The 22,348-nt window shown below is 65.1% G+C and carries 19 protein-coding genes; 11 read left to right on the forward strand and 8 right to left on the reverse strand.

Translation table 11 applies throughout. From position 1 onward, the window contains the following. Nucleotides 1–11: 11 nt before the first annotated feature. From ACVMDN_RS08215 to ACVMDN_RS08225, 3 genes are all read left to right on the forward strand, one after another. Nucleotides 12–1,106 (forward strand): LLM class flavin-dependent oxidoreductase, encoded by a 1,095-nt coding sequence (locus ACVMDN_RS08215; protein ID WP_456835357.1) that lies wholly within the window; start codon nt 12–14, stop codon nt 1,104–1,106. Continuing rightward, on the forward strand, nt 1,103–2,044 hold the full coding sequence (locus ACVMDN_RS08220) for an ABC transporter substrate-binding protein (RefSeq protein WP_141340950.1): 942 nt from the start codon (nt 1,103–1,105) through the stop codon (nt 2,042–2,044). The genes ACVMDN_RS08215 and ACVMDN_RS08220 overlap by 4 nt, the downstream gene beginning before the upstream one ends. Nucleotides 2,045–2,475: 431 nt before the next feature. Continuing rightward, nucleotides 2,476–3,321: a CmcJ/NvfI family oxidoreductase gene (locus tag ACVMDN_RS08225; protein WP_168859349.1), complete on the forward strand. Its 846-nt coding sequence runs from the start codon at nt 2,476–2,478 to the stop codon at nt 3,319–3,321. Between the two features lie 41 nt (nt 3,322–3,362). Here the strand turns inward: ACVMDN_RS08225 and ACVMDN_RS08230 are convergent, their stop codons facing one another. After that, the gene (locus tag ACVMDN_RS08230; RefSeq protein ID WP_456834807.1) at nt 3,363–4,526 is read right to left on the reverse strand and encodes an IS4 family transposase; all 1,164 of its coding nucleotides are present in this window, start codon (nt 4,524–4,526) and stop codon (nt 3,363–3,365) included. A gap of 336 nt (nt 4,527–4,862) precedes the next feature. On the opposite strand from ACVMDN_RS08230, the gene ACVMDN_RS08235 reads away from it, so the two are divergent. Continuing rightward, nucleotides 4,863–6,098, forward strand: a complete 1,236-nt coding sequence (locus tag ACVMDN_RS08235; RefSeq protein ID WP_076824329.1) for an MFS transporter — start codon at nt 4,863–4,865, stop codon at nt 6,096–6,098. Between the two features lie 114 nt (nt 6,099–6,212). Here the strand turns inward: ACVMDN_RS08235 and ACVMDN_RS08240 are convergent, their stop codons facing one another. Genes ACVMDN_RS08240 through ACVMDN_RS08255 form a run of 4 tightly spaced genes read right to left on the reverse strand, consistent with a single transcriptional unit; the run spans nt 6,213 to nt 9,435 of the window. Then, entirely contained in the window at nt 6,213–6,977 is a 765-nt protein-coding gene (locus ACVMDN_RS08240) for an anti-sigma factor family protein (RefSeq protein WP_168858919.1), read from the reverse strand. Beyond that, the gene (locus ACVMDN_RS08245) at nt 6,974–7,501 is read right to left on the reverse strand and encodes an RNA polymerase sigma factor (RefSeq protein WP_057015143.1); all 528 of its coding nucleotides are present in this window, start codon (nt 7,499–7,501) and stop codon (nt 6,974–6,976) included. Before ACVMDN_RS08245 ends, ACVMDN_RS08240 begins: the two co-directional genes overlap by 4 nt. After that, nucleotides 7,498–8,955: a YncE family protein gene (locus ACVMDN_RS08250; protein ID WP_168858918.1), complete on the reverse strand. Its 1,458-nt coding sequence runs from the start codon at nt 8,953–8,955 to the stop codon at nt 7,498–7,500. Before ACVMDN_RS08250 ends, ACVMDN_RS08245 begins: the two co-directional genes overlap by 4 nt. A gap of 12 nt (nt 8,956–8,967) precedes the next feature. Continuing rightward, nucleotides 8,968–9,435, reverse strand: a complete 468-nt coding sequence (locus ACVMDN_RS08255) for a DUF305 domain-containing protein (protein WP_057015145.1) — start codon at nt 9,433–9,435, stop codon at nt 8,968–8,970. A gap of 266 nt (nt 9,436–9,701) precedes the next feature. Between ACVMDN_RS08255 and ACVMDN_RS08260 the strand changes: the two genes are divergently transcribed. From ACVMDN_RS08260 to ACVMDN_RS08270, 3 genes are all read left to right on the forward strand, one after another. Beyond that, nucleotides 9,702–11,354, forward strand: coding sequence for a hydantoinase B/oxoprolinase family protein (locus ACVMDN_RS08260; RefSeq protein WP_168858917.1), 1,653 nt, complete (start codon nt 9,702–9,704; stop codon nt 11,352–11,354). A 7-nt stretch (nt 11,355–11,361) separates the two neighbouring features. Further along, nucleotides 11,362–13,401 (forward strand): hydantoinase/oxoprolinase family protein, encoded by a 2,040-nt coding sequence (locus ACVMDN_RS08265; protein ID WP_168858916.1) that lies wholly within the window; start codon nt 11,362–11,364, stop codon nt 13,399–13,401. A 347-nt stretch (nt 13,402–13,748) separates the two neighbouring features. Beyond that, nucleotides 13,749–14,984, forward strand: coding sequence for an ABC transporter substrate-binding protein (locus tag ACVMDN_RS08270; RefSeq protein WP_168858915.1), 1,236 nt, complete (start codon nt 13,749–13,751; stop codon nt 14,982–14,984). Between the two features lie 192 nt (nt 14,985–15,176). On the opposite strand, the gene ACVMDN_RS08275 is transcribed toward ACVMDN_RS08270, so the two are convergent. Together ACVMDN_RS08275 and ACVMDN_RS08280 are read right to left on the reverse strand one after the other, a co-directional pair. Beyond that, nucleotides 15,177–16,391: a mandelate racemase/muconate lactonizing enzyme family protein gene (locus ACVMDN_RS08275; RefSeq protein ID WP_076824326.1), complete on the reverse strand. Its 1,215-nt coding sequence runs from the start codon at nt 16,389–16,391 to the stop codon at nt 15,177–15,179. Between the two features lie 237 nt (nt 16,392–16,628). Continuing rightward, nucleotides 16,629–17,891: an amidohydrolase family protein gene (locus ACVMDN_RS08280; protein ID WP_168858914.1), complete on the reverse strand. Its 1,263-nt coding sequence runs from the start codon at nt 17,889–17,891 to the stop codon at nt 16,629–16,631. Between the two features lie 153 nt (nt 17,892–18,044). Between ACVMDN_RS08280 and ACVMDN_RS08285 the strand changes: the two genes are divergently transcribed. Next, entirely contained in the window at nt 18,045–18,464 is a 420-nt protein-coding gene (locus tag ACVMDN_RS08285) for a nuclear transport factor 2-like protein (RefSeq protein ID WP_168858913.1), read from the forward strand. A 162-nt stretch (nt 18,465–18,626) separates the two neighbouring features. On the opposite strand, the gene ACVMDN_RS08290 is transcribed toward ACVMDN_RS08285, so the two are convergent. After that, complete coding sequence (locus tag ACVMDN_RS08290) at nt 18,627–19,385, reverse strand: GntR family transcriptional regulator (RefSeq protein WP_168858912.1); 759 nt, start codon at nt 19,383–19,385, stop codon at nt 18,627–18,629. A 201-nt stretch (nt 19,386–19,586) separates the two neighbouring features. Here ACVMDN_RS08290 and ACVMDN_RS08295 point away from each other — a divergent pair, with 201 nt between their 5' ends. Genes ACVMDN_RS08295 through ACVMDN_RS08305 form a run of 3 tightly spaced genes read left to right on the forward strand, consistent with a single transcriptional unit; the run spans nt 19,587 to nt 22,290 of the window. Further along, on the forward strand, nt 19,587–20,441 hold the full coding sequence (locus ACVMDN_RS08295) for an ABC transporter ATP-binding protein (protein WP_057015161.1): 855 nt from the start codon (nt 19,587–19,589) through the stop codon (nt 20,439–20,441). Nucleotides 20,442–20,443: 2 nt separating this feature from the next. Next, the gene (locus ACVMDN_RS08300; RefSeq protein ID WP_050425957.1) at nt 20,444–21,220 is read left to right on the forward strand and encodes an ABC transporter permease; all 777 of its coding nucleotides are present in this window, start codon (nt 20,444–20,446) and stop codon (nt 21,218–21,220) included. Nucleotides 21,221–21,264: 44 nt separating this feature from the next. After that, nucleotides 21,265–22,290, forward strand: coding sequence for an ABC transporter substrate-binding protein (locus ACVMDN_RS08305; RefSeq protein ID WP_168858910.1), 1,026 nt, complete (start codon nt 21,265–21,267; stop codon nt 22,288–22,290). The last annotated feature ends 58 nt before the right edge of the window (nt 22,291–22,348 follow it).

The following is a 22,348-nucleotide window of genomic DNA, read 5'->3' on the forward strand; positions in this document are numbered from 1 at the left end:
GAGTTCCCGTCATGCCGGTCGAGTTCATCGGCTTCATCACCAACAACAATGCCTCCGAGACCATCGTCCGCTCAGGCCCGGTGCTCGATCCGCCCTATATCGAGACAGTGGCCAAGGCGCATGAGCTCGCCGGATTCGATCGCGCGCTGCTGGCGTTCCATTCCACCACGCCGGATGCGTTGCAGGTCGCGCAGCATGTCCTGACCATCACCAAACAGCTCAAGGTGATGATCGCGCAGCGACCGGGCTTCACCGCGCCGACGCTGCTGGCGCGCCAGCTCGCGACGCTGGATCAGTTCTACGGCGGCCGCGTCTCGCTGCACGTCATCACGGGCGGCAACGCCATCGAGCTGCGCCAGGACGGCAACACGCTCGACGACAAGGACGAGCGCTACGCCCGCACCAGCGAATTCCTCGACGTGGTGCGGCTGGAGTGGACCAGCGAGAAGCCGTTCAACTACAGCGGCAAGTATTACAACGTCGAGAACGGCTTCTCGCAGGTGAAGCCGTTGCGGAAGGGCGGCATCTACACCTTCGTCGGCGGCGGCTCGGACGCCGCGGTCGAGGTCGCGGGCAAGCACGCCGATACTTTCGCGCTGTGGGGCGAGTCCTACGCGCAGGTGCGCGATGTCACCGCGCGGGTGCGCGCCGCCGCGGCCAGGCACGGAAGGCCGACGCCGCGCTTCAGTCTGTCGGTGCGGCCGATCCTCGCCGACACCGAAGAGAAGGCGTGGAAGAAGGCGGAACATATCCTCGAGCGCGCCACCGCGCTGCAGGACCAGACCGGCTATCGCCGTCCCAACCACGCGACCGACGGCGCCAAGCGGCTGCTGGCGCTCGCCGATCAGGGTACGCGCATCGACAAGCGGCTGTGGACCGAGATCGCCAAACTGACGGGCGCCAACAGCAATACCACCGCGCTGGTCGGCACACCCGAGCAGGTCGCCGAGGTATTCGGCGATTATTACGATCTCGGCGTCAGCCACTTCCTGATCCGCGGCTTCGACCCGCTGGTCGATGCGATCGATTATGGCCGGGCGCTGATCCCGCTGACCCGCAAGCTGATCGAAGCGCGCGACCAGCAGCGAGGGATTGCCGCCGAATGATCCGTCTCATTGTTGCGGCAGTGCTTGCGCTCGTCGCCGTCGACGCGGCCTTCGCGCAGACCACGCTGCGCGTCGGCGACCAGAAGGGCAATTCGCAGGCCGTGATGGAAGCGGCCGGTGTGCTCAAGGACGTTCCCTACAAGATCGAGTGGAAGGAGTTCGCCGCAGCCGCGCCGCTGCTGGAGGCCCTGGGCGCAGGCGCGATCGATACCGGGCTGGTCGGCGACGCGCCGTTCACCTTCGCGGCGGCCGCCAAAATTCCGGTCAAGGCGATCGCCGCGGTGCGGCAGTCGCGCGACGGGCTCGCGGTCGTGGTGCCGGAGAACTCCGCGATCAAGAGCTTCGACGATCTGCGCGGCAAGAAGATCGCAACCGGCCGCGGCTCGATCGGCCATCAGCTGATCCTGGCGGCGCTGGAATCCAGGGGTTGGCAGGCGAACGACGTGCAGATCGTGTTCCTCGCGCCGTCGGATGCCAAGGTCGCCTACACGCAAGGTTCGGTCGACGCCTGGTCGACCTGGGAGCCTTATGTGAGCCAGGAAGAGGTGCTGTTCAAGTCGCGCCGCGTCATCACGGCTGACGGCATCACGCCCGGCCTCGGCTTCCAGGTCGCAACGCCCGATGCGATCAAGGGCAAGCGCGCCGAGCTCGAGGATTTCGTGCGTCGCCTCGCCGCGGCGCGCGCATGGTCGCAGAACAATGTCGAGGGCTACGCTGCGACCTGGGGCAGGCTGATGAACATCCCGCCCGCGGTGGCGGTGAACTGGCTGACGCGGGCCAAGATCCGCATCGCGCCGATCGACGACAGCGTGGTCGCCGACGAGCAGAAGACCATCGACCTCTACGACCGCTGGGGCCTGATCCGGCAGAAGATCAACGCCGCCGACATCGTCGACCGCTCGTTTGGTGCGGCCGTCGGGAAGGGCGCGGGACTGTAGGCAATTTGCAAGCGACACCAAACATTCAGCGTCGTCCTGGCTTTCGCCAGGACGGCGGGTGCTCGCACGATTTCGGAATATTGGAAAAATATCCCTGATTTGCCCGACGTGTCAAGCTGCCCTGTCGAAGGCCGGCAGCCGCGAGGTCCTTTGCATGGGGTTGTTTTCGATATTTTGCCGGCGCACCTGCGGCGGCCCTGCAGGCGGGAGATGTGGACCGTCTGCGCGGAAGCGATTCAGCTCCGCACTATTGCACCGCTAACGAACCCGTGATTCAAAACATCCATTCGTCCGCCGGCTGCCGCGCGGCAAGGATTTTCCCCGTTTGGCACATTCCAAAACCGCAACGTTGCTATTTTCGCCACGACCTTGCCACCCCGCCCGGCGCCGCCAAGATCAAAAGCACGAACAATCGAGTCCGGGAGATCACCATGGGCCTTCAACAAACTCGCATCGAGTCGCTGCCGTTTGTGACCGCTGAACTGAATTATCTCGCGCCGACGCCGGGCAAGCCCCGGACCTACGCCTTCGATCCGCCGCCCGGCGAACCCAAATCCACCGCGCTGCCCGAAGCCCACAATGTTCCGATATTTGACGGGCGTTTGATCGCCGACAGCTTCTCGCTCGATCGCGAGGGCTTTGCGCTGGTCAAGCATCCGACCAGCGTCAAGGACTATTACGACGAGAACGAAGTCCGCAACGTCTACTATCCCGCCGTCGAAGCCTTCCTGAAGGCGACGCTGAAGGCAGATCGTGTCTTCATCTTTGATCACACCGTGCGCAAGCGCGTCGAGGGCGCGGCTGACATCCGCGGCGGTGGTCCGCGCCAGCCCGCGACCCGTGTTCATGTCGACCAGACCGCCGTCTCCGGCCGCAACCGGGTGTTCGAGCACCTGCCCGACGAGGCCGAGCAGCTGGTCAAGGGCCGCGTCCAGGTGATCAATCTGTGGCGCCCGATCCGCGGTCCCCTGCGGGATTCACCGCTGGCGATGGCCGACGGCACCACGGTCGCGCCGGAGGATTTGATTTCTTCGGACCTGATCTATCCGAACCGCAGCGGCGAGACCTACTCGGTGAAGTACAATCCGAACCACCGCTGGTTCTACATTCCCGAGATGACGCCGGACGAGGCGATCCTGCTGAAATGCTACGACTCGGCGACCGACGGTCGCACGCGGTTCGGGCCGCATACCGCCTTCGTCGATCCGACCACGCCGGCGGATGCCGCGCCGCGCGAGAGCATCGAGCTGCGCACGCTGGTGTTCCATAAGCAGTGAAGTCACCTCGCCCCGCGTGCGGCAGGGGTGTCCGGGGAAATTCAGGCATAGCGGAGCTCCATCTGGTCAGGTGAGATGGTTGATTTCCGACGGCTGGGGTTGATGGGCGGAGGTTTGTCGATGGCAGCGAGGGATCGACGCGTGAGCAGGAGCTGGCCGACGAGTTCGGCGAACCTGAGCGGGAGCATTTTGATGCAGTTGGTGTGAGCGGCGATGCGCAGCAGCAGGTAGGCAATCATCGCAGCGAGCACCTGAAGGCGGATCGCGTTGTCGTTGGCGCCGAGGAACTTGCGAATATCGAGATGCTGCTTGATCCAGCGGAACAGCAGCTCGATTTGCCATCGGCTCTTGTAGAGGGCGGCGATCTCGACGGCGCTACGGGCAAGGTCGTTGGTTAGGAGTGTGATCTTGCCGCCTTTCTCGCGTCTGATCTTGATGCGGCGGAGCGGGATTGGAAGGCGCGAATCGCCCTTGCTGATGAGCTTCACCTCGTCATCGGCAAGGATTTCGAAGTCATCCCCGTTACGCTTGCGGATGGCGCGATGCCTGAGCGAGCGAAGACGGATGCTCGTCTTCGCCCGGGTAACGAAGAAAGCCTTGCTATCATTGATCTTCTGCCACCAGTCGAAACGGCAATAGCCCTTGTCAAACACATAGGTGGTGGCGGGCTGGATTGGGGTCTGTCGGCCGATCTCGATGTCATTGACGTTCGCGGCCGTCATCTCGACGCAGGTCGGGACATCGCTCCTTGGGTCGTAGACGACATGCAGCTTCATGCCGCGGATGCGGCCGTTCCACGTCGCCCAACTGCAGACCTTGCCGAGCGGGATCGGACTGGCGTCGATCAGACGCACCATCTCCATGCCTTCACTCCGCAGCTGGCGACGCGCCATCGCCGACAGCGCCGCAAAGGTTTGCGCGAAAATGCCGATCGGACGGCGGGCATTGGCATCGGACAACGTCGAGCGCGACAGCTTGCCGGTTCCCAAGTGATAGTGATGCTGCGAATTGGCGTTGAAGCCAGTCACCACCCCGCGCAGACTGCTGTTGCCGCTAAGCTGGGCATAGATCAGCGCCACCAGATGATCCCAGCTCCTGAACGACTTGTCGTAGGCATCCCCGTCCAGACGATCCACAACCGTCTGAAACTGCCGTCGATTGATCGGTTCAAGCAGCCTTCCAAAAATGCTACCGCGATATCGCATGCTCGGCCCTCTGTGTCTCGACAACCAGAAAAGACCGATTTGCCTCGGTCCTGCCGAGCATGCACCGCGACACAGTGAATCATTCCCCGGACACCCCTGCGCGTGCGGGGAGAGGTCGGAACGCATCGTTAGATGCGTTCCGGGTGAGGGGGAGTCTCCGCACATCCAATTGTCACCGTGTTCGCGGGTGCAGCCCCTCACCCAACCCTTTAGAGCGAGCTTCGCTCGTCTCGACCCCGTGAAGAACGGGGAGAGGGCTAACCGATTGGCACCCTCCGCCCAATAATGTTACGCCCGTCGCCAAACCGCTCGGGGAAGAGGCGATTCGTGGACGGCGTGGTGACGAAGGAAGAGGCGGGGATCGGGTTCCGCGCCCTGGTGCTTGCACTTCTGGCATTGGCCTCCGGCCACATGCTGTCGACGCTGCTGCGGACCATCCCGGCGATCAGCCTCGATCTGATGGCGTCGGATTTCGGCACCTCGCCGCAGGCGCTCGCGAGCCTCACCTCGATCTATCATTTCTCCTTTGCTGCCTCGCAAATCCCGGTCGGCGCCGCGATGGATCGTTTCGGCGTGCGGCCGGTGTCGCTGAGCCTGCTCGCCGGTACCGTGATCGGAACGCTGGTCTCGGCGCTGGCGACGGGGCCTGCGAGCTTTGTGCTCGGCCAGCTCATGCTCGGCGTCGCCACTTCGGGCATGCTGATGTGCCCGATGACGCTCGCGGCGAAACAGATGTCGGCGGCGAAATTCGGCCTGTGGTCCGGCCTGATCCTCTCAATCGGCAATATCGGCATGCTGCTGTCGGCAAGCCCGCTGGCGTTCGTGGTCGATCAGTTCGGCTGGCGCGCCGGTTTCTGGGTTTCGGCCGGCTTCGGCATTGTCGTGCTGATCGCGGTGTTCGCGCTGGTGCCGCGGCAGCCGGCGGCGCATGCGGATGATTCCTCGCCGCTGCACCAGATGGCCGAGGTGCTGCGGCTCGGCATGTCGCGTGGCCTGCGTGGTCTGATCGCGCTGTCGCTGGTGTCGCTCGGCGCGTCGCTGACCTTGCGCGGCTTGTGGGGCGGCCCGTGGCTGATGGACGAGAAAGGGCTGAGCCGGATCGAGGCCGGCAATGTGCTCGGCCTGTTCACGCTGGCGATGATCGTCGGCCCAGCCTGCATCGGCGCTTTCGATCGCAAGTTCGGGCACCGCCGTGCCATGGTGGCGGTGACGCACGCCATCGCCGCGCTGCTGCTCGTCTTGATGGCGGCCGGTGCGCCGCATTTCCCGGTCTCGAACCTCTTCGGGGTTGCCGTGATGCCGACGCAATATGACTTGGTGCTGTTAATCCTGATCGGGCTCGCGACGTCGGCGCAGCCGCTGATCTACGGCATGACGCGGCAGCTTGTCGCCGCACAGAACACCGGCAAGGCGCTGTCCTCGGTCAATCTCGCGTTCTTCCTTGGCGCAGCGCTGCTGCAATCGAGCACCGCCGGCGTCGCGGCGCTGTTCGGGCTGCCTGCGGTGCTGCTGTTCATCGCCGGCGCGCTGGTGATCGGGACCGTGCTGTTCCTGATCTACACCAGGCCCTAAAGCGCGATGAGATTGGGTTGAAACGTCATCGCGCCTTGGCTCTTTGTTTGAGCATGATCTTTTCGGAAAACCGCTTCGCACTTTTCCGGATCATGCTTTAGCGCGCCGTTCCGATCAGATCGTCTGCGCCTGCTTGCGAATCTCGTTGGCAAGCGGCCGCAGGGAATCGCCCCCGCGCGGCCCCACCAGGGAGTAGCCCGTACCGCCGTCAGCCCACGAGAAGCCCGCGACATCGCCACCCGAATGCGCGGCCATCGGCGCGTTCTGGTCTGACGTCATCGGGCGGGTGAGAACCACAAGCCGCTCGCCGCGATCGTCGTCGTACATGAACATGGCCGCAGGACCATGTGCGGTCGGCACTACCCGTCCGCCCATTAAGCGATATCCCGACTTGGTGAGATCCGGCAGCTTCACCGGTTGATGCAACCGGTTGGAGACCCATTGCACAAGCTCGGTGCTGTCGCGCAGCTCGACCGGCCGCGTGCGATCGGAGGCGTACACTCTGTAGGAATCGCTGGCTTCCTCGGCGAGCGCCACAATTCCGCCGACCGGTGTCTGTGTCGCGCCACGGATCATCCATCCACCGAGGCCGCCGATCGAGAGCATCAGCATCGCTGCGATGGCCCAGCGCAACGACGAGGGGCGGCGGCGTGGGCTCTCGATCATCCTGGCGAGGTTGAGCCGCGGCGGCAGCGGCTCCTCGGCGATCGGCAGCAGCGCCGATCGCAAGAGGTTACGCTCATCGGAGTAGGCGGCGATGCGCTTGGCCACGTCCGGATGCTTGTCCAGATAGGCACGGACCTCGGCCTCGCGTTCCGGCTCGAGCGCGCGATCGACATAGGCGTGCAGATCGTCTTCTGTAATGGGTCGGTTACTCATGTCTTGTTCCGCAATTGCACGACATTATGATCCCGGTCGCCGGGAGTCCCCTCCAGTTCGTGATGCAGCCGCTCGCGGGCGCGCGCGAGGCGTGACATCACCGTGCCAATGGGCACCCCAAGCACCTTCGCGGCATCGGCGTAGGACAAATCCTCAACGCCGACGAGCAGCAGCACCGCACGCTGGTCATGCGGAAGCCTGGTGAGCTTCGCCATGACGTCGCGATACATCACCTTGTGCTCCTGCGCCGCTTCCTGGCCGAACGAACCCTCGTTTGTTTCGTCGATCGCGACATGAACGCCGCGCACCGTTGCGCGGCGAAACTGGTTGATGGCGAGATTATGCAGGATCGCGAACAGCCACGGGCGCGGATTGTCCGACCGCCGCTGCTCCCAGTGGATGACGGCGCGTTCCAGGCAGTCCTGCACCAGGTCGTCGGCCGCGGCGTGATCGCGGACCAGGGCCCGCGCATAACGCCGCAAGGCAGGTATCAGCGGCTCGACCAGGTGCAGCATGTCGCTCATGGCGCTTGTACCTGCACGACCGCGCCGAGTTTCGCCGGCTCGCCGGCTGCGATGACGAGGTAGCGTCGCTCCGCCCTGGCCGCGCTCTGCACGATCTGCCGGATCGGACCGGCCGCGTTGACGATCGCGGAGCCGGCCGGATTGGTCATGAAGGCTGCCAGCGGCTCCACCATGCCGCCACCGTCAGCGTGTTCGGCCAATCCCAGCACGTAGCGCTGCTTCGGCTCGAGCCCGGTCACGGAAGCCTGCAGCACCTGGATCAGGCCTTGATCGAACAGCGATACGCTGGTCGGCGGCTTCTCGCCCTTGGCTTGCTTTTTCGGTGCGAGCGCGAGGTGAGCGGCCTGGCCGGCGACGCCGAGGGCCTGCAGGTTCTGGCGATCTTCCGGATTTGGCGCGGCGTTCGGCACATAGACGATCGCCTGCGGCGCCTGGCCGATCGGGATATTGGCGATCACCTTGTTGGTCGCGGTGTCGATCGCGGCCAGCGCGTCGGCATTTTCGAGACCGACATAGACTCGCGTGCCGTCGCCGGACGGCCAGACGCCGTGCGGCAGATTGCCGACGGGGATGGTCGCGACTTGCGAGAAATCGTCGGTTCGGAACACCTTGACCTCGTTGGTGCCGCCGATGGTCACATAGGCGAAGGTCCCCTTTGAGGTCCTGGCGAAATTGACGTGGTTGGTGATCGGGCCGCTGTCGATGGTCTTGATCAGGTTGAACGGCGGCTTGGCGTTGAACACCTGCGTCCTGCCGACATCCTTCAGCGTGAACCAGACCTGGTCGCCATCGGGCGACGCCGCGATGTTCGGGCAGAACGGGCTTTCCTGCTTCACCTTGGCGACGATCTGATGGTCTGCGACCGAGACCACGTCGGTCTCCGGATTGAACGACGAACAGATGTAGCCGTACTTGCCGTCGGGCGAGAAGATCTGCATGCCGGGTCCCGCGGGCACCTCGATGCGCGTCGTTTCCTTGAAGCTCTGCGCGTCGATGACCGAGATGTAATTCTCGCCGCGCACGGTGACCCATACTTCCTTGCCGTCGGGCGTGAAGAACGCCTCGTGCGGTGACCGCCCGATATAGGTGACGTGCTTGACCGCGTTGGTTGCCGTGTCGATGAAGCTCACCGAGTTCGAACCGATCGAGACCACCGCGAGGGTGCGGTGGTCGGGCGAATAGCCCATGCCGTGGACCAGCACCTGGCCCTTGTAGAGCGGGCTGAAATTGCCCGGCTGCGGGTCGCCGAGCCGGATCACGCCGAGCAGCTTGTTGTCGGCCGGGTCGGTGACCGACACCGTGTTGGAGAACTGCTCGGCGGCGTAGACGCGATCGTGACGGCTGACCGGAATGTCGGGCGCGGACGCAGCGCCCGGCGCCTGTCCGGCGAAAGCAGGGCTCGACATCGCCAGCACGGTCGTGGCCAGCAGGCTCTTGAGGATTTGACGGTTCATCGTTTGAGGCTCCTAGTTCTTCATTCCGTGGGACATGTTCATATGATCGTGAGCGGCAGGCGCCGGGGTCTGCTGTGTTGGGGCGGGCGCGGACGCCGTAACCGGATCTCCGATCGCGAGCTTCATGGCGTCGATCTCCTGCTGCTGCTCGACGATGATTTCCTGCGCGATCCGGCGCAGCTGCTCGTTCTTGCCGTAGCGGAGCTCGATCACGGCCATGTCGATCGCGCCCTGATGATGCGGCTGCATCATCGCGACGAAGTCGCGGTCGATGTCGCCGCTCGGCTTGGCCGCCATGTCATTCATCATCTTGGTCATCGCGGTATCGTTTTCAGCAAGGAAGGCGCTCTCTTCGGCCGTCTGCCCGGTCTGGACCGGATGATGGTCGTCATGCGCGAAAGCAGCCGCCGCAGCTGCAAAAGCAAGCAGGGCGGCGCCGGCGAGCGGCGCAAGGCCGGACTTAAGGAATCGAGGAAGCATTTGCGTTCACCCTGGGAGTTGTCGGGGAGGCCCGAGCGGTTACGGGCTTGGGCCGGCTTGCATGGGTGGGACGCAGCAGCGTGAGTTCTATTCCGTCGTCAGGCAGATTCTTGTCGATCACGACTTGCTGATCGCCGGAATGATCCGTTTCGGCCGGGGCAGCCGATTTGCGATCCGCAAGCCACTGGCTATAAGAAGGAATTCCGGTTTCGATCGACCGGTTCCACCATCCTCCCTGCGCAAATCCTCGCGCCAAGAAGGCCAAAATGTCCGCCAAGATCGATCCGATCACCCGCTCCGTCGTCCAGCACCGCCTGTCGTCGATCGTGAAGGAGATGGGCGAAGCCATGCTTCGCACCTCGTATTCGCAGATCCTCAATTCCAGCCGCGATTTCTCGCTGGCGATCTGCGACACCAACGGGCGGCTGATCGCGCAGGCCGACCACATTCCGGTTCATGTCGGCGCCTTGCCCTGGGCGACGCTGGCGGTCGAGGAGCGCTTCAAGGATGTCGCGCCCGGCGACGTCATCCTGCTCAACGATCCCTACCAGGGCGGCAGCCATCTGCCCGATCTCACTGCCTTCGTGCCGGTGTTCGACGGTGGCAAGCGGCTGCTCTGGACCATCGTGCGCGCGCATCAGAGCGATATCGGCGGCGCCACCCACGGCGCCTACAATCCAGCCGCCACCGAGATCTATCAGGAAGGCATCCGCATTCCGCCGATCAAGCTCTACGAGGCCGGCAAGCCGCGCGAGGATCTGCTCGACCTGCTGGCTTTGAACATCCGCAACCCCAGGGAATTCCGCGGCGACCTCGCCGCGATGCTGGGCGCTGCGCATCTCGGCGAGCGCCGTGTCGCAAAACTGTTCAGCGAGTTCGGCGCGGAGACGGTCGAAGCCGCGATCGAGGCCATTCTCGATGCGACCGAGCAGCAGACCCGCGCCGTGGTGTCCGCCTGGAAGGACGGCGTGTTCTACGGCGAAGCTCTGCTCGACGATGACGGCCACGGCCGCACCGACATCAAGATCGCCGCCAAGGTGACCAAGAAGGGCAGCGACATCGAGGTCGATCTCACCGGCTCCGATCCGCAGTCGACCAGTTTCGTCAATTCGTCACACGCCAACATGCAGGCAGCGGTCGCGATGGCCTTTGCCTATCTGATCGACGCCGACATTCCGAAGAACACCGGCGCGCTGCGGCCGCTGAAGGTGGTGGCGAAGCAGGGCACGATTGTCTGGGCCGATCCCGGCCGTCCCGTCACCTTGTGCACCAGCCATCCCTCCAACGAGATCGTTGAAGCCATCATCAAGGCGATGTCGGCGTCCTGTCCAGATCGCGTCATGGGCGGGTGGGGGCGCCGCTTCCGCATCGCGATCCAGGGCGAGGACCCGCGCAACGGACGCAATTTCATCTGGCACATGTTCCAGGCTCGGCCCGGCGGCGGCGCCTCGCCGGGCGGCGACGGTTATTCGTCGATCGGCGAATGGCACTCGGTCGGCGGTCTCAAATTCGGCAGCATCGAGGTGGCCGAGGTGCGCTTTCCCCTGCATTTCCGCCAGCACGAATTCCGGCCGGACTCCGGCGGCGACGGCCAGCATCGCGGCGGGCTTGGCGTCGCGCTCGACATGGTGCTGGAGACGCAGAAGCCGGCCAAGGGCAACACCGCCGGCGACGGCGCGCGCCATGGTCCCTGCGGCATGCTCGGCGGCAAGGACGGCGAGCCGCATCATTACCGGCTGCTCTCGGAAGGCCGCGCGCCGCGCGTGTTGAAGACGAAGGAAGTCGGCATCGAGCTGCGCCCCGGCGACTGCCTCGAGATCCGGTCCTCCGGCGGCGGCGGCTGGGGTCCACCCGAGAAGCGCTCGGCGGAAGCGCGGGCGCGCGATCTTGCGCAAGGTTTGGTTTCGAAAGCGGTGTAGGGCAGCGATGTATACGATTGGGGTCGACGTCGGCGGCACTTACACCGACCTGGTTGCGACGGATCAAAGCGGGCGCACCGTGTTCGCGAAATCGCCGTCCACGCCGGCCGATCAGTCGATCGGCGTGATGGCGGGACTGGAAGAGCTGGCGCGCCGCCTCGGCGTGACGCGCGCGGCGATGCTCGCCGCGACCGATCGCCTGGTGCACGGCACGACGGTTGCGACCAATGCGCTGCTCGAGCGCAAGGGCGCCAAAGTTGCGCTGCTGACCACCGAAGGTCATCGCGACGTCGTCGAGATGCGCGAGGGGTTGAAGCCGGACCGCTACGATCTGCGCACGCCGCCGCCCGAGCCGCTGGTGCCGCGCGAGCGCCGCTTTGGCGCGCGCGAGCGGCTGAAGGCCGACGGCAGCGCTGCGGTTGCGCTCGATGCCGCCGCGCTCGGCGACGTCATCGCGGAAGTGAAACGTTCGGGTGCGAATTCCGTCGCGGTCTGCTTTCTGCATGCCTATCTCAACCCGGCGCATGAGCTTGCCGCCGTCGAGCAACTGGCGAAGGAGCTGCCCGACGTCAGCGTGTCGCGCTCGAGCGACGTACTGCCGCAGATCAAGGAATATGAGCGTGTCTCGACCACAATCGTGAACGCTTATGTCGCGCCGACGGTGCGACGCTATCTCACCAATCTGGAGCGTAGCCTGCATGAGGCGGGCTTCAAGGGCTCGCTGTTCGTCGTGCTGTCGCATGGCGGCATGGCGCCGGTGGAGGAAGCCTCGCGGCTCGCCGCGGGCACGGTGCTGTCGGGGCCGGCCGGCGGCATCTCCGGCAGCCGCCGCTGCGCCGAGATGCTCGGGATCCCCGATCTCGTGCCGTTCGACATGGGCGGCACCTCGACCGACATCTCGCTGATCGCAGATGGCCAGGCCTCGCTGTCGGCGGATGGCATGCTCGCCGGCCAACGCATCGCGCTGCGCAGCCTCGACATCGCCAGCATCGCCGCCGGCGGCGGCTCGATCGCGAGCGTCGACGGCGGCCGCACGCTGCGGGTCGGGCCGGAGAGCGCGGGCTCGGTGCCGGGACCGGCCTGCTACGGCAATGGCGGCACGGCTGCCACCGTCACCGATGCCAATGTCGTGCTCGGTTATCTCGACGCCGCCGCCTTCATGGGCGGCGCGCGGCCGCTCGACCGTGCGGCGTCGGAAGCCGCGGTGGACCGGATCGCCGCAGCGCTCGAGCTGTCGCGGATCGAGGCCGCCGCCGGCATCTACAAGATGATCAATCTGAAGATGGCCGACGGCATCCGCCTGATGACCTTGCGCCGCGGCGTCGATCCGCGCAAATTCGCGCTGCTCAGCTTCGGCGGCGCCGCCGGCATGCACGCCGCCGAGGTCGCGCGCGAGCTCGAGATCAAGCGCATCATCGTGCCGACGGTCGCCTCTGTGCTTTCGGCCTGGGGCATGCTGACCAGCGATCTGCGCTACGAGGTCAGCCGCACCCATTACGGCACCGGCCGGATTTCCGCCGACGAGGTTCGCGCCTTGTTCGCCGGGCTGGAAGAGCAGGCGGCGGGGCGGCTGCGCGACTGGTTCAAGGGCGATATCGGCATCGAGCGCTCGGCCGAGATGCGCTACGGCGAGCAGGTGTTCGAGATCGACGTGCCGCTCGGCGAGCTCGATCTCGGCGCCGCCGACCTGGTGGCGCAGATCGAGGAACGCTTCCATCGCCGCCACGAGGAGCTCTACACCTATGCCTCGCGCGGGCAGGAGGTGGTGTTCGTCAACGCCCGAGTTGCCGCCGTCGGCAAGGTGGCGCGCGGCAGCAGTGATGCCGGAAAGGCCAGCTCGGCTGCGCCCTGCGCGCCGCGCGGCAAGCGGCAGGCCTGGTTCGGTGCCTGGCGCGAGGTGCCGGTCTACGCGCTCGACGATCTCGGGCCGGCCCAAGCGCTGGCCGGTCCCGCGATCATTGAGGCCGAAACCACGACCGTCCTGGTCGACAGCGGCGACCGCGTCGCGGTCAACCCGCTGGGCTGGCTCGATATAATATTGCGCTGATCGTCAAGTCGGAACTGCACTCCCTCTCCCGCTTGCGGGCAGGGCTATCGCATGTGCGCTCGATCCCTCCACAGACTCGTCATGCCCGGCCTTGTGCCGGGCATCCACGTCTTGGTTTCCGCGCGAAAAAGACGTGGATGGCCGGGACAAGCCCGGCCATGACGATGTGGAAATAGCGCCGCCAAGCTTTTCGCTGCCATATGCGATTGCCCTGCGCTTGCGGGGGAGGTGAAAGAAGGCCTGCCTCCGCCATCAACATTTCATTTTTCCGGCATTGGCTTGGGCGATAAACTCCGCTCGCTCGGGAGGAGCGCCGGCCTGGTGCCGGCGCGTTTGTGGCGATGTTGATGCAAACAAAAAGACAAACTGCGCTTTCGATATCCCTCGTCCTCGCAGCTGTCCTCGCGGCGGCGCCGTTGCGCGCGCAGCTGGCGCAGACGGCGGCGGCCGGCAACGAGATCCGCATCGGCAACGTCATGCCCTATACCGGGCCGCTCGCCGCGTTCGCGACCATCGGGCGGGCGGAGGCGGCCTATTTCGACATGGTCAACGAGCATGGCGGCATCAACGGCCGCAAGGTCAGGTTCGTCTCGGTCGATGACAGCTCCAATCCGAAGATCGCGATGGAGCAGACCCGCGATCTCGTCGAGAAGCAGGATGTGCTGTTGATGTTCGGCTCGTTCGGCACGCCGAGCAACCTCGCGGTCCGGAAGTACCTCAACGAGAACAAGGTCCCGCAGCTGTTCGTCGCTTCCGGCGACGAGGCATGGGCGCATCCTGCGACCTTTCCCTGGACCATGGGCTGGCAGCCGACCTTCCGCGCCGAGGGGCGGATCTACGCCAATTACATCCAGGCCGCCTATCCCTCGCGCAAGATCGCGGTGCTCTGGCAGAACGACCAGTTCGGCCGCGACCTGTTCAAGGGATTGCAGGAGGGGCTCGGCGACACCGCCGGCATGATCGTCGCCGATCTCGCCTTCGATGCATCGGAGACCGCGATCCAGAACCAGATCGGAATTTTGAAGAACTCCGGCGCCGACATCCTGGTGTTCGACGGCGCGCCGGCGATCGCGGCGCGCGCGATCCGCGTCGCCGCGGACCTCGACTGGCATCCGGTGTTCATCCTCGACAATGCGTCGGCCTCGATCGCCAGCGCCTTGCGGCCGGCAGGCCTGCAGAATTCGCTCGGCGTGATCTCGACCTCGTTCCTCAAGGATGCCGGCGATGCCTCCTGGAAGGACGATCCGCAGATCAAGGCGTGGCTCGCCTTCATGGACAAGTATTATCCCGACGGCGACAAGGACGACATCTACGCCGTGTTCGGCTACGCCGCCGCCGATACGCTGATGCAGGTGCTGCGCCAGTGCGGCGACGATCTGTCGCGCGAGAACATCATGCGGCAGGCCGCGTCGCTGAAGGATTACCAGAGCCCGATCGCGCTGCCCGGGATCGTGATCAACACCGGACCGAAGGACTTCCGCCCGATCAAGCAGATGCGGCTGGTGCAGTTCGACGGCAATGCCTGGCAGCCGATCGGCGACGTGATCGACAGCGCGTTCACGGCGGTGCGCGAGGATAATTGAGGGCCGTTGAGTTGGGTCATGCGTCGTCCCGGCCTAGTGCGCAATTGCGCACGGGGGGCCGGGACCCATTACCCCAACTGCGCATTGTTTTGCTCTGCTGGGGCGATAATCCCTTACACACCAGGCAGCGGTGGTTATGGGTCCCGACCTTCGCCGGGACGACGATGGGGTGTGGGCCGGCGCAACAAACGCCTACTTCTTCAATCCATAATTCAGCAGCCCGCCCTTGTTCTTCGGCGGGTGCGCGCGCAGGCCTTCCTCGTTCGGCTCGGTGCCCCAGCCCGGGCGATCCGGGATCACCAGATGGCCGTCGACGAATTCAGGCACGTGGGTGAACAGCTCGTGGTCCCAGGCCAGGCGATCGATGTCCGTCTCCATGATGCGCAGGTTCGGCACCGCGGCGCAGAAATGCGCGTTCATCATGGTGCAGAGGTGGCCGTAGAAATTATGCGGCGCGACGTTGACCTCGAAATGCTCGGCGGCGGCGGCGACCTTCATCGACTGCCAGACCCCGTTCCACGGCGTGTCGATGATCGCGACGTCCATCGCCTGCTCGGTGAAATAGGGCAGGAACTCGCGCAGGCCGAGCAGCGTCTCGCAGGATGAGATCGGGTGCGGGCTCTGGCGGCGGATGTAGCCGAGCGCCTGCGGGTTGAAGGTGTCGATCTCGACCCAGAACATGTCCATCTTCTCGATCGCGCGCAGGATCTTGAGATAGCCCTCGGTCTTGGCGTTGAAGTTGAGGTCGAGCAGGAGATCGACATCCGGCCCCGCGCCGTCGCGGATCGCCTCCAGGTGCATGCAGAGATTGCGCAGCACGGTGCGGTCGATATTGATCTCGGGCTGGAATGGCGAGCCGAAGCCGGGGCGCCAGCCTTGCGGCTTGCCGTCGGTATAGACGAAGATGTTGGTCTTCATCGCCGTGAATTTCTTCTCGCGCACTTCGGCCCCGATCGCCTTGACGCCGTCGAGATCAGTGATCGCCGGCTTGTACCAGTCGGGATGATTGATGCGCCAGGTCGCGCAATGCGACCAGTAGACCCGCACGCGGTCGCGGATCTTGCCGCCGAGCAGGTCGTAGCAGGGCACGCCGAGCGCCTTGGCCTTGACGTCGAGCAGCGCGTTCTCGATCGCCCCGAGCGCCAGCGCCACCACGCCGCCGGCGGCAGGGCGCGTCGCGGCGAACAGCTCGACATGGATCCGCTCGTGCTCGAACGCGTTCTTGCCGACCACCCGCGCCGACAGCCGCTCGATCGCCGCCGTCACGCCGGGCGCGCCGAAGCCCTCGTCATATTCGCTCCAGCCGACCAGCCCGTCCGTCGTCGTCACCTTGACGAAGTGATAATTCCGCCAGCCGGCATCGCAGGCGAGCGTCTCGACGCTTTTGATTGTGGTGGATTTGCTCATGGTTTCCTGCCCGGTTGTTTGTTGCTGTTGGCGGGATACCAACAACGGATCGGCGGACGCGTCAATTCGCGCCAAGGCAAGGCGACAATGCGTATTGGCAAGGCGGCACTCGCCTCTTCGTTCACCGTCACCCTGAGGAGCGCGCTCTTGCGCGCGTCTCGAAGGGCGACGGCCCGGCTCTTTCCGCATGGATCTCGCGGGGCCGTGCATCCTTCGAGGCTCGCAAGAGCTCGCGCCTCAGGATGACGGGACAAACATCTCGGTGTCAGGCCGGAACAATGTCGGCCTTTGCCGTTCGAAGGTCTTGCGGCCGTGCTTGAAGCCCATCAGCACGTCGGGCAGCTCGGCGATGGCGTTGGTTCCGCTGTCGGTATCGAGCACGACGATGTCGGCGGGGTTGCCGACCGCAATGCCGTAATCCTTCAGGTTCATCAGCCGCGCCGGCAGATCGGTGACGAGATCGAGGCAGGCGTCGAACTCGCCGATCCCGGCATGCGCCGCATTGGCGTAAAGATTGGCCATCCGCAGCAGCGAAGCATCGCCGAACGGCGTGAAGGGATTTTGCACATTGTTGGTCGCGACCGAGCACAGCACGCCATCGGCGACGAGCCGGTGCGCGGCGGTCAGCCCACGCGGCGCGTTGTGGGTGGCGTCGCGGCCCATCAGATAGAGATCGGTCGCCGGCAGCACGGTGACCGCGACACCGGCCTCGGCGAGCCGAGCGCCGGCTTTCTTCAACCGATCAGGCGGCAGCGCGGAGAGTTTGGTGGCGTGCCCGATCGCGACGCGCCCATGATAGTTGCGCCGCTCGGTCTGCCGGCAGACCTCCTCCATGTGCCACCAGGAGGGATCGAGGTCGAAATCGAGATGCAGGTCGACATCGACGTCGAACTCCTGCGCGAGGTCGAAGATGCGCGCGATATGCGCGTTCGGATCGCTGTCGACATAGGGGCAGCCGCCGACCGCCTCGGCACCGTCGTTGAGCGCCGCGACCAAGAGCTCGTCGGCGCCGGGATCGTTGGTCAGGCCCTCTTGCGGAAAGGCGCAGAGCGAGAGGTCGAGCGCCCAGGCATAGTCGCGTTTCAAGGCCTTGACCGCCTCGAAGCCGCGCAGCCCGATCCTCGGGTCGATCTCGACATGCGTCCGCATCCGCGTGGTGCCCGCCGTGATCGCGCGCTCGATCACTTTTGAGCCGCGCGCAAAGACATCCTCGATCGTGAAGTCGCGCTTCATCGCCGACACCGCGCGGATCGCCTCGCCGAGGCTGGCGTGATCGTGGCCGCAGCGGCCGAGCAGGCAGGCCTTGTCGAGATGGATATGGGTGTCGACGAAGCCGGGCAACGCCAGCCGGCCGTTGAGGTCGACTTCGACCGCCTCGCACACGAGGCGCGGCGCGATCGCGGCGATCCTGCCGCCGGCGATGCCGATATCGACCGCGGCGGCGGAGCTGCGCGTCACGGCATTGCGGAAGACGAGGTCGAAGGCAGGTTTCGCGATCATCGGCGAGCAAACATCAGGATGGTTTCAGCCTAGCGGAACGGCCAGGATCCGGCAGCACCAGATTGTGTGCAGTTTTATGGTTCGATTGTCTAAAAAATATGCATACACTTTGGCGGCCAGATTGTAGAGTCCTGATTATCTCCGGAGGCCCCCATGTCCGCACCCGCCAAAGCCGATGCCCGCCCGATGTCTCATGCCGAGATCGTCGAGGCCTATCTGACCGCGTCGATGATCCCCGATCCGGATGCGGCCGCGGCCTATATGAAGCCGGGCACGGTGATCACCTTCACCGGCGGGCGCGAATTCGACCATCCGCGCGGGCCGACCGGCTTCAACGCGAAGCGCTATCGCTGGGTGAAGAAGAAGATGGACCGCTTCGATGTCTGCCCCGGCACGGACGAGACCGTCGTCTACAGCGTCGGCACGCTCTACGGCGAATGGACCGACGGCACGCCGTTCGAAGGCAACCGCTATGTCGACCGCTTCGTGGTGCGGGGCGGGCAGATCGTCAAGATGGACGTCTGGAACGACAGCGCTGAGCGGATTCTGGTGCAGCGGGGGATCGAGGCGTAGGAAGCGGTGCCACTTCTCCCTCGCCCCGCTCTTGCGGGGAGAGGGTCGGGGTGAGGGGCTGCATCCGCGAATATCGGCCGCGGATAGACCTGTACCCCCTCACCCGGATCGCATCTGCGATGCGATCCGACCTCTCCCCGCAGGCGGGGCGAGGTAAGAGCATCAGCGCCGCGCCGCATTCGGCAGCTTCACCACCTTTTCGCCGGTTGCCTCGTCGGCATAGGGGGCCAGAATATCCAGCAGATCGCGGCCGCGCTGCGGGCTCGGCGCGACCAGCGCACGGGTCGCCACGGAATCCAGATGGCTGTGCATCAGCCCCATCACCTTGTCGACGTCGCCTTTCGCCAGCGCGGCGATGATCGCGCGGTGCTCGTTGATCGCGCATTCCGACGAATGCGGCCGGCTGTACAGCGACAGCGTCAGGCAGCAGCGGTAGGCGACCTCGCTGACATAGCGCACCAGGATCGGGCTGTTCGTCATGTGGGCGAGCAGGATGTGGAATTCGGTGGCGAGCCGGATCGACACCGCGTCGGTGCCGTCGCGGGCGCGATCCTCGGCGTCGACATGGGCATTCAGCTCGGCGATCTGCGCCTTGGTCAGCTTGCCCGCGAGCTGCCGCACCACCAGCCGCTCGAGCTCGATGCGAATATCGAAAGCATCGCGCGCCTCCTGCCAGCTCGGCGTCGCCACCACGGCGATGCGGTTGCGGCGCAGCTCGACCAGGCCTTCGGCCGCCAATTGCCCGAGCGCATGCCGTGCGATGGTGCGGCTGACGCCGAAACGCTCGCCGAGCGAATCCTCGGGCAGCTTGGCGCCGGGCTCCAGCGCCTGCTCGATGATCGCGCGCCGCAGCGCGCGGCAGATCACGCTGACCTTGTCTGACGATTCAGCCGTCTTGCTGCTGTCGGCGCGCCCCGCCATTGCCGCGAATCCCTCTCGAAGGTGCTTCGAACGCCTCTTTATCATACCGCCAGAGCAATCGGGCGCTCGAATTGCATGCAGTTTGAGCCGCGGATTGCCCAAAAGGAATCCGGCCTTTGAGGCGGGGAACGCGCGATCTCCTTGATTTTCAACGCGGCTGCCGCTGGCATCCGGCTTGCATGCACTTTGCTCGTGATGCGCATGCAACCAAACTCCGAATTTGCCGGCGAGCCGATGGCCGCCGGATCCGCGCCGACCGCGATCGAGCTGTCGGACGCCTCCGTCACCTTCGGCCGCGGCGCCCGCGCCGTGCCGGCACTGTCGACAACCACGCTGCGGATCGCCGACGGCGAGTTCGTCGCGCTGGTCGGCCCGTCCGGCTGCGGCAAGTCCACCATCCTGCGGCTGGTTTCCGGCCTGGCGCGGCCGACCACCGGCGTCGTCATCGTCGGCGGCCGCGAGGTCGCGGCGCGCGCGGTGCGGGTCGGCATGGCGTTCCAGAACCCGACCATGCTGCCGTGGATGACGATCGAAAAGAACATCATGCTGCCGCTGAAGATCGTCGAGCCGTTCCGCTCGCAGTTCCGCAAGCTGCGCAAGACCGAGTTCCGCGACAAGGCCAATGCGTTGCTCGAGCAGGTCGGGCTGAAGGGGTTCGGCGGCCGCTATCCGTGGCAGCTCTCCGGCGGCATGCTCCAGCGCGCCAATCTGTGCCGCGCGCTGATCCACGAGCCGCGCATGCTGCTGCTCGACGAGCCGTTCGGCGCGCTCGACCAGTTCACCCGCGAGGAGCTGTGGGGAATCCTTCAGCAGCTCTGGATGACCCACAGGCCGACCGTGCTGCTGGTCACCCATGATCTGCGCGAGGCCGGCTTCCTCGCCAGCCGTATCTGCGTGATGAGCGCGCGGCCCGGCCGCATCCTCGACGACTCCAGGGTCGACTTCGCCCGTCCGCGCACCGTGGCGATGACCTTTGAGCCCGACTTCGTCGCGCTCAACCAGAAGCTCCGCGCCTTCATCGTCGATGCGCGCAGCGCGGCGCGCGAGGGAGCCTGACCATGTCCGTGTCAGACATCAGGCAGAAGGCCTGGTCCGCCGCCCTGATCGTGCTGTTCTTCGTCGCCTGGGAATTGTTCTGCCTGATGACGGGGATGTCGGACCTCGTGTTGCCGCGGCCGTCGCAGATCTTCGTCACGCTGTTCGAGAAATTCCCGATCCTGTGGCCGCACATCGTGCAGACCCTGGTCACCACCATGATCGGGTTCGTGCTCGGCGTGGCGCTCGGCGTCGCGCTCGGTGCCGTGATCGGGGTGTCAAAAACCGCCTACGACACCTGTTATCCGCTGCTGGTCGGCTTCTCGTCGATCCCGAAGGTCGCCGTGGTGCCGATCTTCGTGCTGTGGTTCGGCTCCGGTACCGTGCCGGCGGTGTTGACCTCGTTGTCGATCTGCTTCTTCCCGATCGTCGTCAATATCGCCACCGGTCTTGCCACCACCGAACCCGAGCTCGAGGACGTGCTGAAGGCACTCGGCGCCAGCAAGTTCGACATCCTCTGGAATGTCGGCCTGCCGAGGACGATGCCGTTCTTCTTCGCCTCGCTGAAGGTCGCGGTCTCCTACGCCTTCGTCGGCGCGGTGCTGTCGGAAACCGTCGCCTCAAACCGCGGCATCGGCAACGTCATGATGACGGCGTCCTCCAATTTCAACGTGCCGCTGGTGTTCGCCGGGCTGTTCGTGCTCGCCGGTCTCGGCGTCGCGCTCTACGTCCTGTTCTCGCTGATCGAGGGCCAGGTCACCGGCTGGGCGACACGCAAGGACAATGTCATCGCCACTTGAGACACTTCGTCAACCGTCAAGCAATGAAGCTTAAGGAGATCTCGATGCTGAGAAAAGTAAGCGCCGCGCTGTTGGGATTGGCCCTGATCGCCGCTCCCGCGCGCGCCGAGGAAACCACCATCAAGTTCACGCTGGGCTGGAAGACGCAAGGCTCGGACGCCGCATTCTTCTACGCCAAGGACAACGGCTACTTCAAAGAGGAAGGCCTCAACGTCGTGATCGACCAGGGCGAGGGCTCCGGCGCGACCGTGACGCGCATCATGTCGGGCGCCTATGACGCCGGCTTCGGCGACGTCAATGCGATCATCCAGAACGCCGCGACCAAGCCGCAGGATGCGCCGGTCATGGTCTACATGATGTGGAACCAGCCGCCATTCGCGATCGTCGCCAAGAACTCGAGCGGCATCAAGACGATCAAGGATTTCGAGGGCCACACGCTCGGCGGCGCGCAGGGGACGCCGACCACGCGGCTGTTGCCGGTGTTCGTGCACAAGAACGGGCTCGATGGCGAGAAGATCAAGGTCTCCAACATGGCGCCGAACCTGCAGGAGCCGATGCTGATCAAGGGCGACATCGACGCCGCGCTGGTGTTCAACATCACGAGCTATTTCAACCTGGTGCTGAACCGCCAGGACCCCGACAAGGACTTCAAATGGTTCTCGTTCGGCGATTACGGGCTCGACCTCTATTCCAACGGCGTGATGGTCTCGCGCAAGCTGATCGCCTCGAACCCGAAGGCGGTGGCCGGTCTGGTGCGCGCCATCAACAAGGGCGCGGTCGCGGTCGCCAAGGACCAGAACGCGGCCATGAAGGCGGCGCTGAACTATGACAATCTGATCAATGTCGATGTCGAGAAGCGCCGGCTGCAATATTCCTTCGAGAAGCTGATCGTCTCGCCGGAGATGAAGGACATCGGCATCGGCGACGTCAAGGACGACCGCATGGCGCGCGCCATCGGCTTCATCGTCGAAGGCTACCAGCTCACCCGCACGCCGGCCCCGGCCGAAGTGTTTTCGCGGGAATTCCTGCCGCCGCGCGCGGAGCGGGAGCTGGTGTATACGGCGAATTGACGCAGTTCGTCATTGCGAGGAGCGAAGCGGCGAAGCAATCCATCTTTCCGCATGCGGG

The sequence above is a fragment of the Bradyrhizobium sp. USDA 4510 genome (genome assembly GCF_054059095.1).

Bases quoted from the DNA above. Each gene is read 5' to 3' on its own strand.
- ACVMDN_RS08250 (WP_168858918.1), bottom strand. From the start codon at position 8,955: ATGAACCGTCAAATCCTCAAGAGCCTGCTGGCCACGACCGTGCTGGCG.
- ACVMDN_RS08230 (WP_456834807.1), bottom strand. From the start codon at position 4,526: ATGCGATATCGCGGTAGCATTTTTGGAAGGCTGCTTGAACCGATCAAT.
- ACVMDN_RS08295 (WP_057015161.1), top strand. From the start codon at position 19,587: ATGCAACCAAACTCCGAATTTGCCGGCGAGCCGATGGCCGCCGGATCC.
- ACVMDN_RS08285 (WP_168858913.1), top strand. From the start codon at position 18,045: ATGTCCGCACCCGCCAAAGCCGATGCCCGCCCGATGTCTCATGCCGAG.
- ACVMDN_RS08260 (WP_168858917.1), top strand. From the start codon at position 9,702: ATGTCCGCCAAGATCGATCCGATCACCCGCTCCGTCGTCCAGCACCGC.
- ACVMDN_RS08280 (WP_168858914.1), bottom strand. From the start codon at position 17,891: ATGATCGCGAAACCTGCCTTCGACCTCGTCTTCCGCAATGCCGTGACG.
- ACVMDN_RS08240 (WP_168858919.1), bottom strand. From the start codon at position 6,977: ATGAGTAACCGACCCATTACAGAAGACGATCTGCACGCCTATGTCGAT.
- ACVMDN_RS08305 (WP_168858910.1), top strand. From the start codon at position 21,265: ATGCTGAGAAAAGTAAGCGCCGCGCTGTTGGGATTGGCCCTGATCGCC.
- ACVMDN_RS08275 (WP_076824326.1), bottom strand. From the start codon at position 16,391: ATGAGCAAATCCACCACAATCAAAAGCGTCGAGACGCTCGCCTGCGAT.
- ACVMDN_RS08215 (WP_456835357.1), top strand. From the start codon at position 12: ATGCCGGTCGAGTTCATCGGCTTCATCACCAACAACAATGCCTCCGAG.
- ACVMDN_RS08265 (WP_168858916.1), top strand. From the start codon at position 11,362: ATGTATACGATTGGGGTCGACGTCGGCGGCACTTACACCGACCTGGTT.
- ACVMDN_RS08255 (WP_057015145.1), bottom strand. From the start codon at position 9,435: ATGCTTCCTCGATTCCTTAAGTCCGGCCTTGCGCCGCTCGCCGGCGCC.
- ACVMDN_RS08245 (WP_057015143.1), bottom strand. From the start codon at position 7,501: ATGAGCGACATGCTGCACCTGGTCGAGCCGCTGATACCTGCCTTGCGG.
- ACVMDN_RS08220 (WP_141340950.1), top strand. From the start codon at position 1,103: ATGATCCGTCTCATTGTTGCGGCAGTGCTTGCGCTCGTCGCCGTCGAC.
- ACVMDN_RS08290 (WP_168858912.1), bottom strand. From the start codon at position 19,385: ATGGCGGGGCGCGCCGACAGCAGCAAGACGGCTGAATCGTCAGACAAG.
- ACVMDN_RS08300 (WP_050425957.1), top strand. From the start codon at position 20,444: ATGTCCGTGTCAGACATCAGGCAGAAGGCCTGGTCCGCCGCCCTGATC.
- ACVMDN_RS08270 (WP_168858915.1), top strand. From the start codon at position 13,749: ATGCAAACAAAAAGACAAACTGCGCTTTCGATATCCCTCGTCCTCGCA.
- ACVMDN_RS08225 (WP_168859349.1), top strand. From the start codon at position 2,476: ATGGGCCTTCAACAAACTCGCATCGAGTCGCTGCCGTTTGTGACCGCT.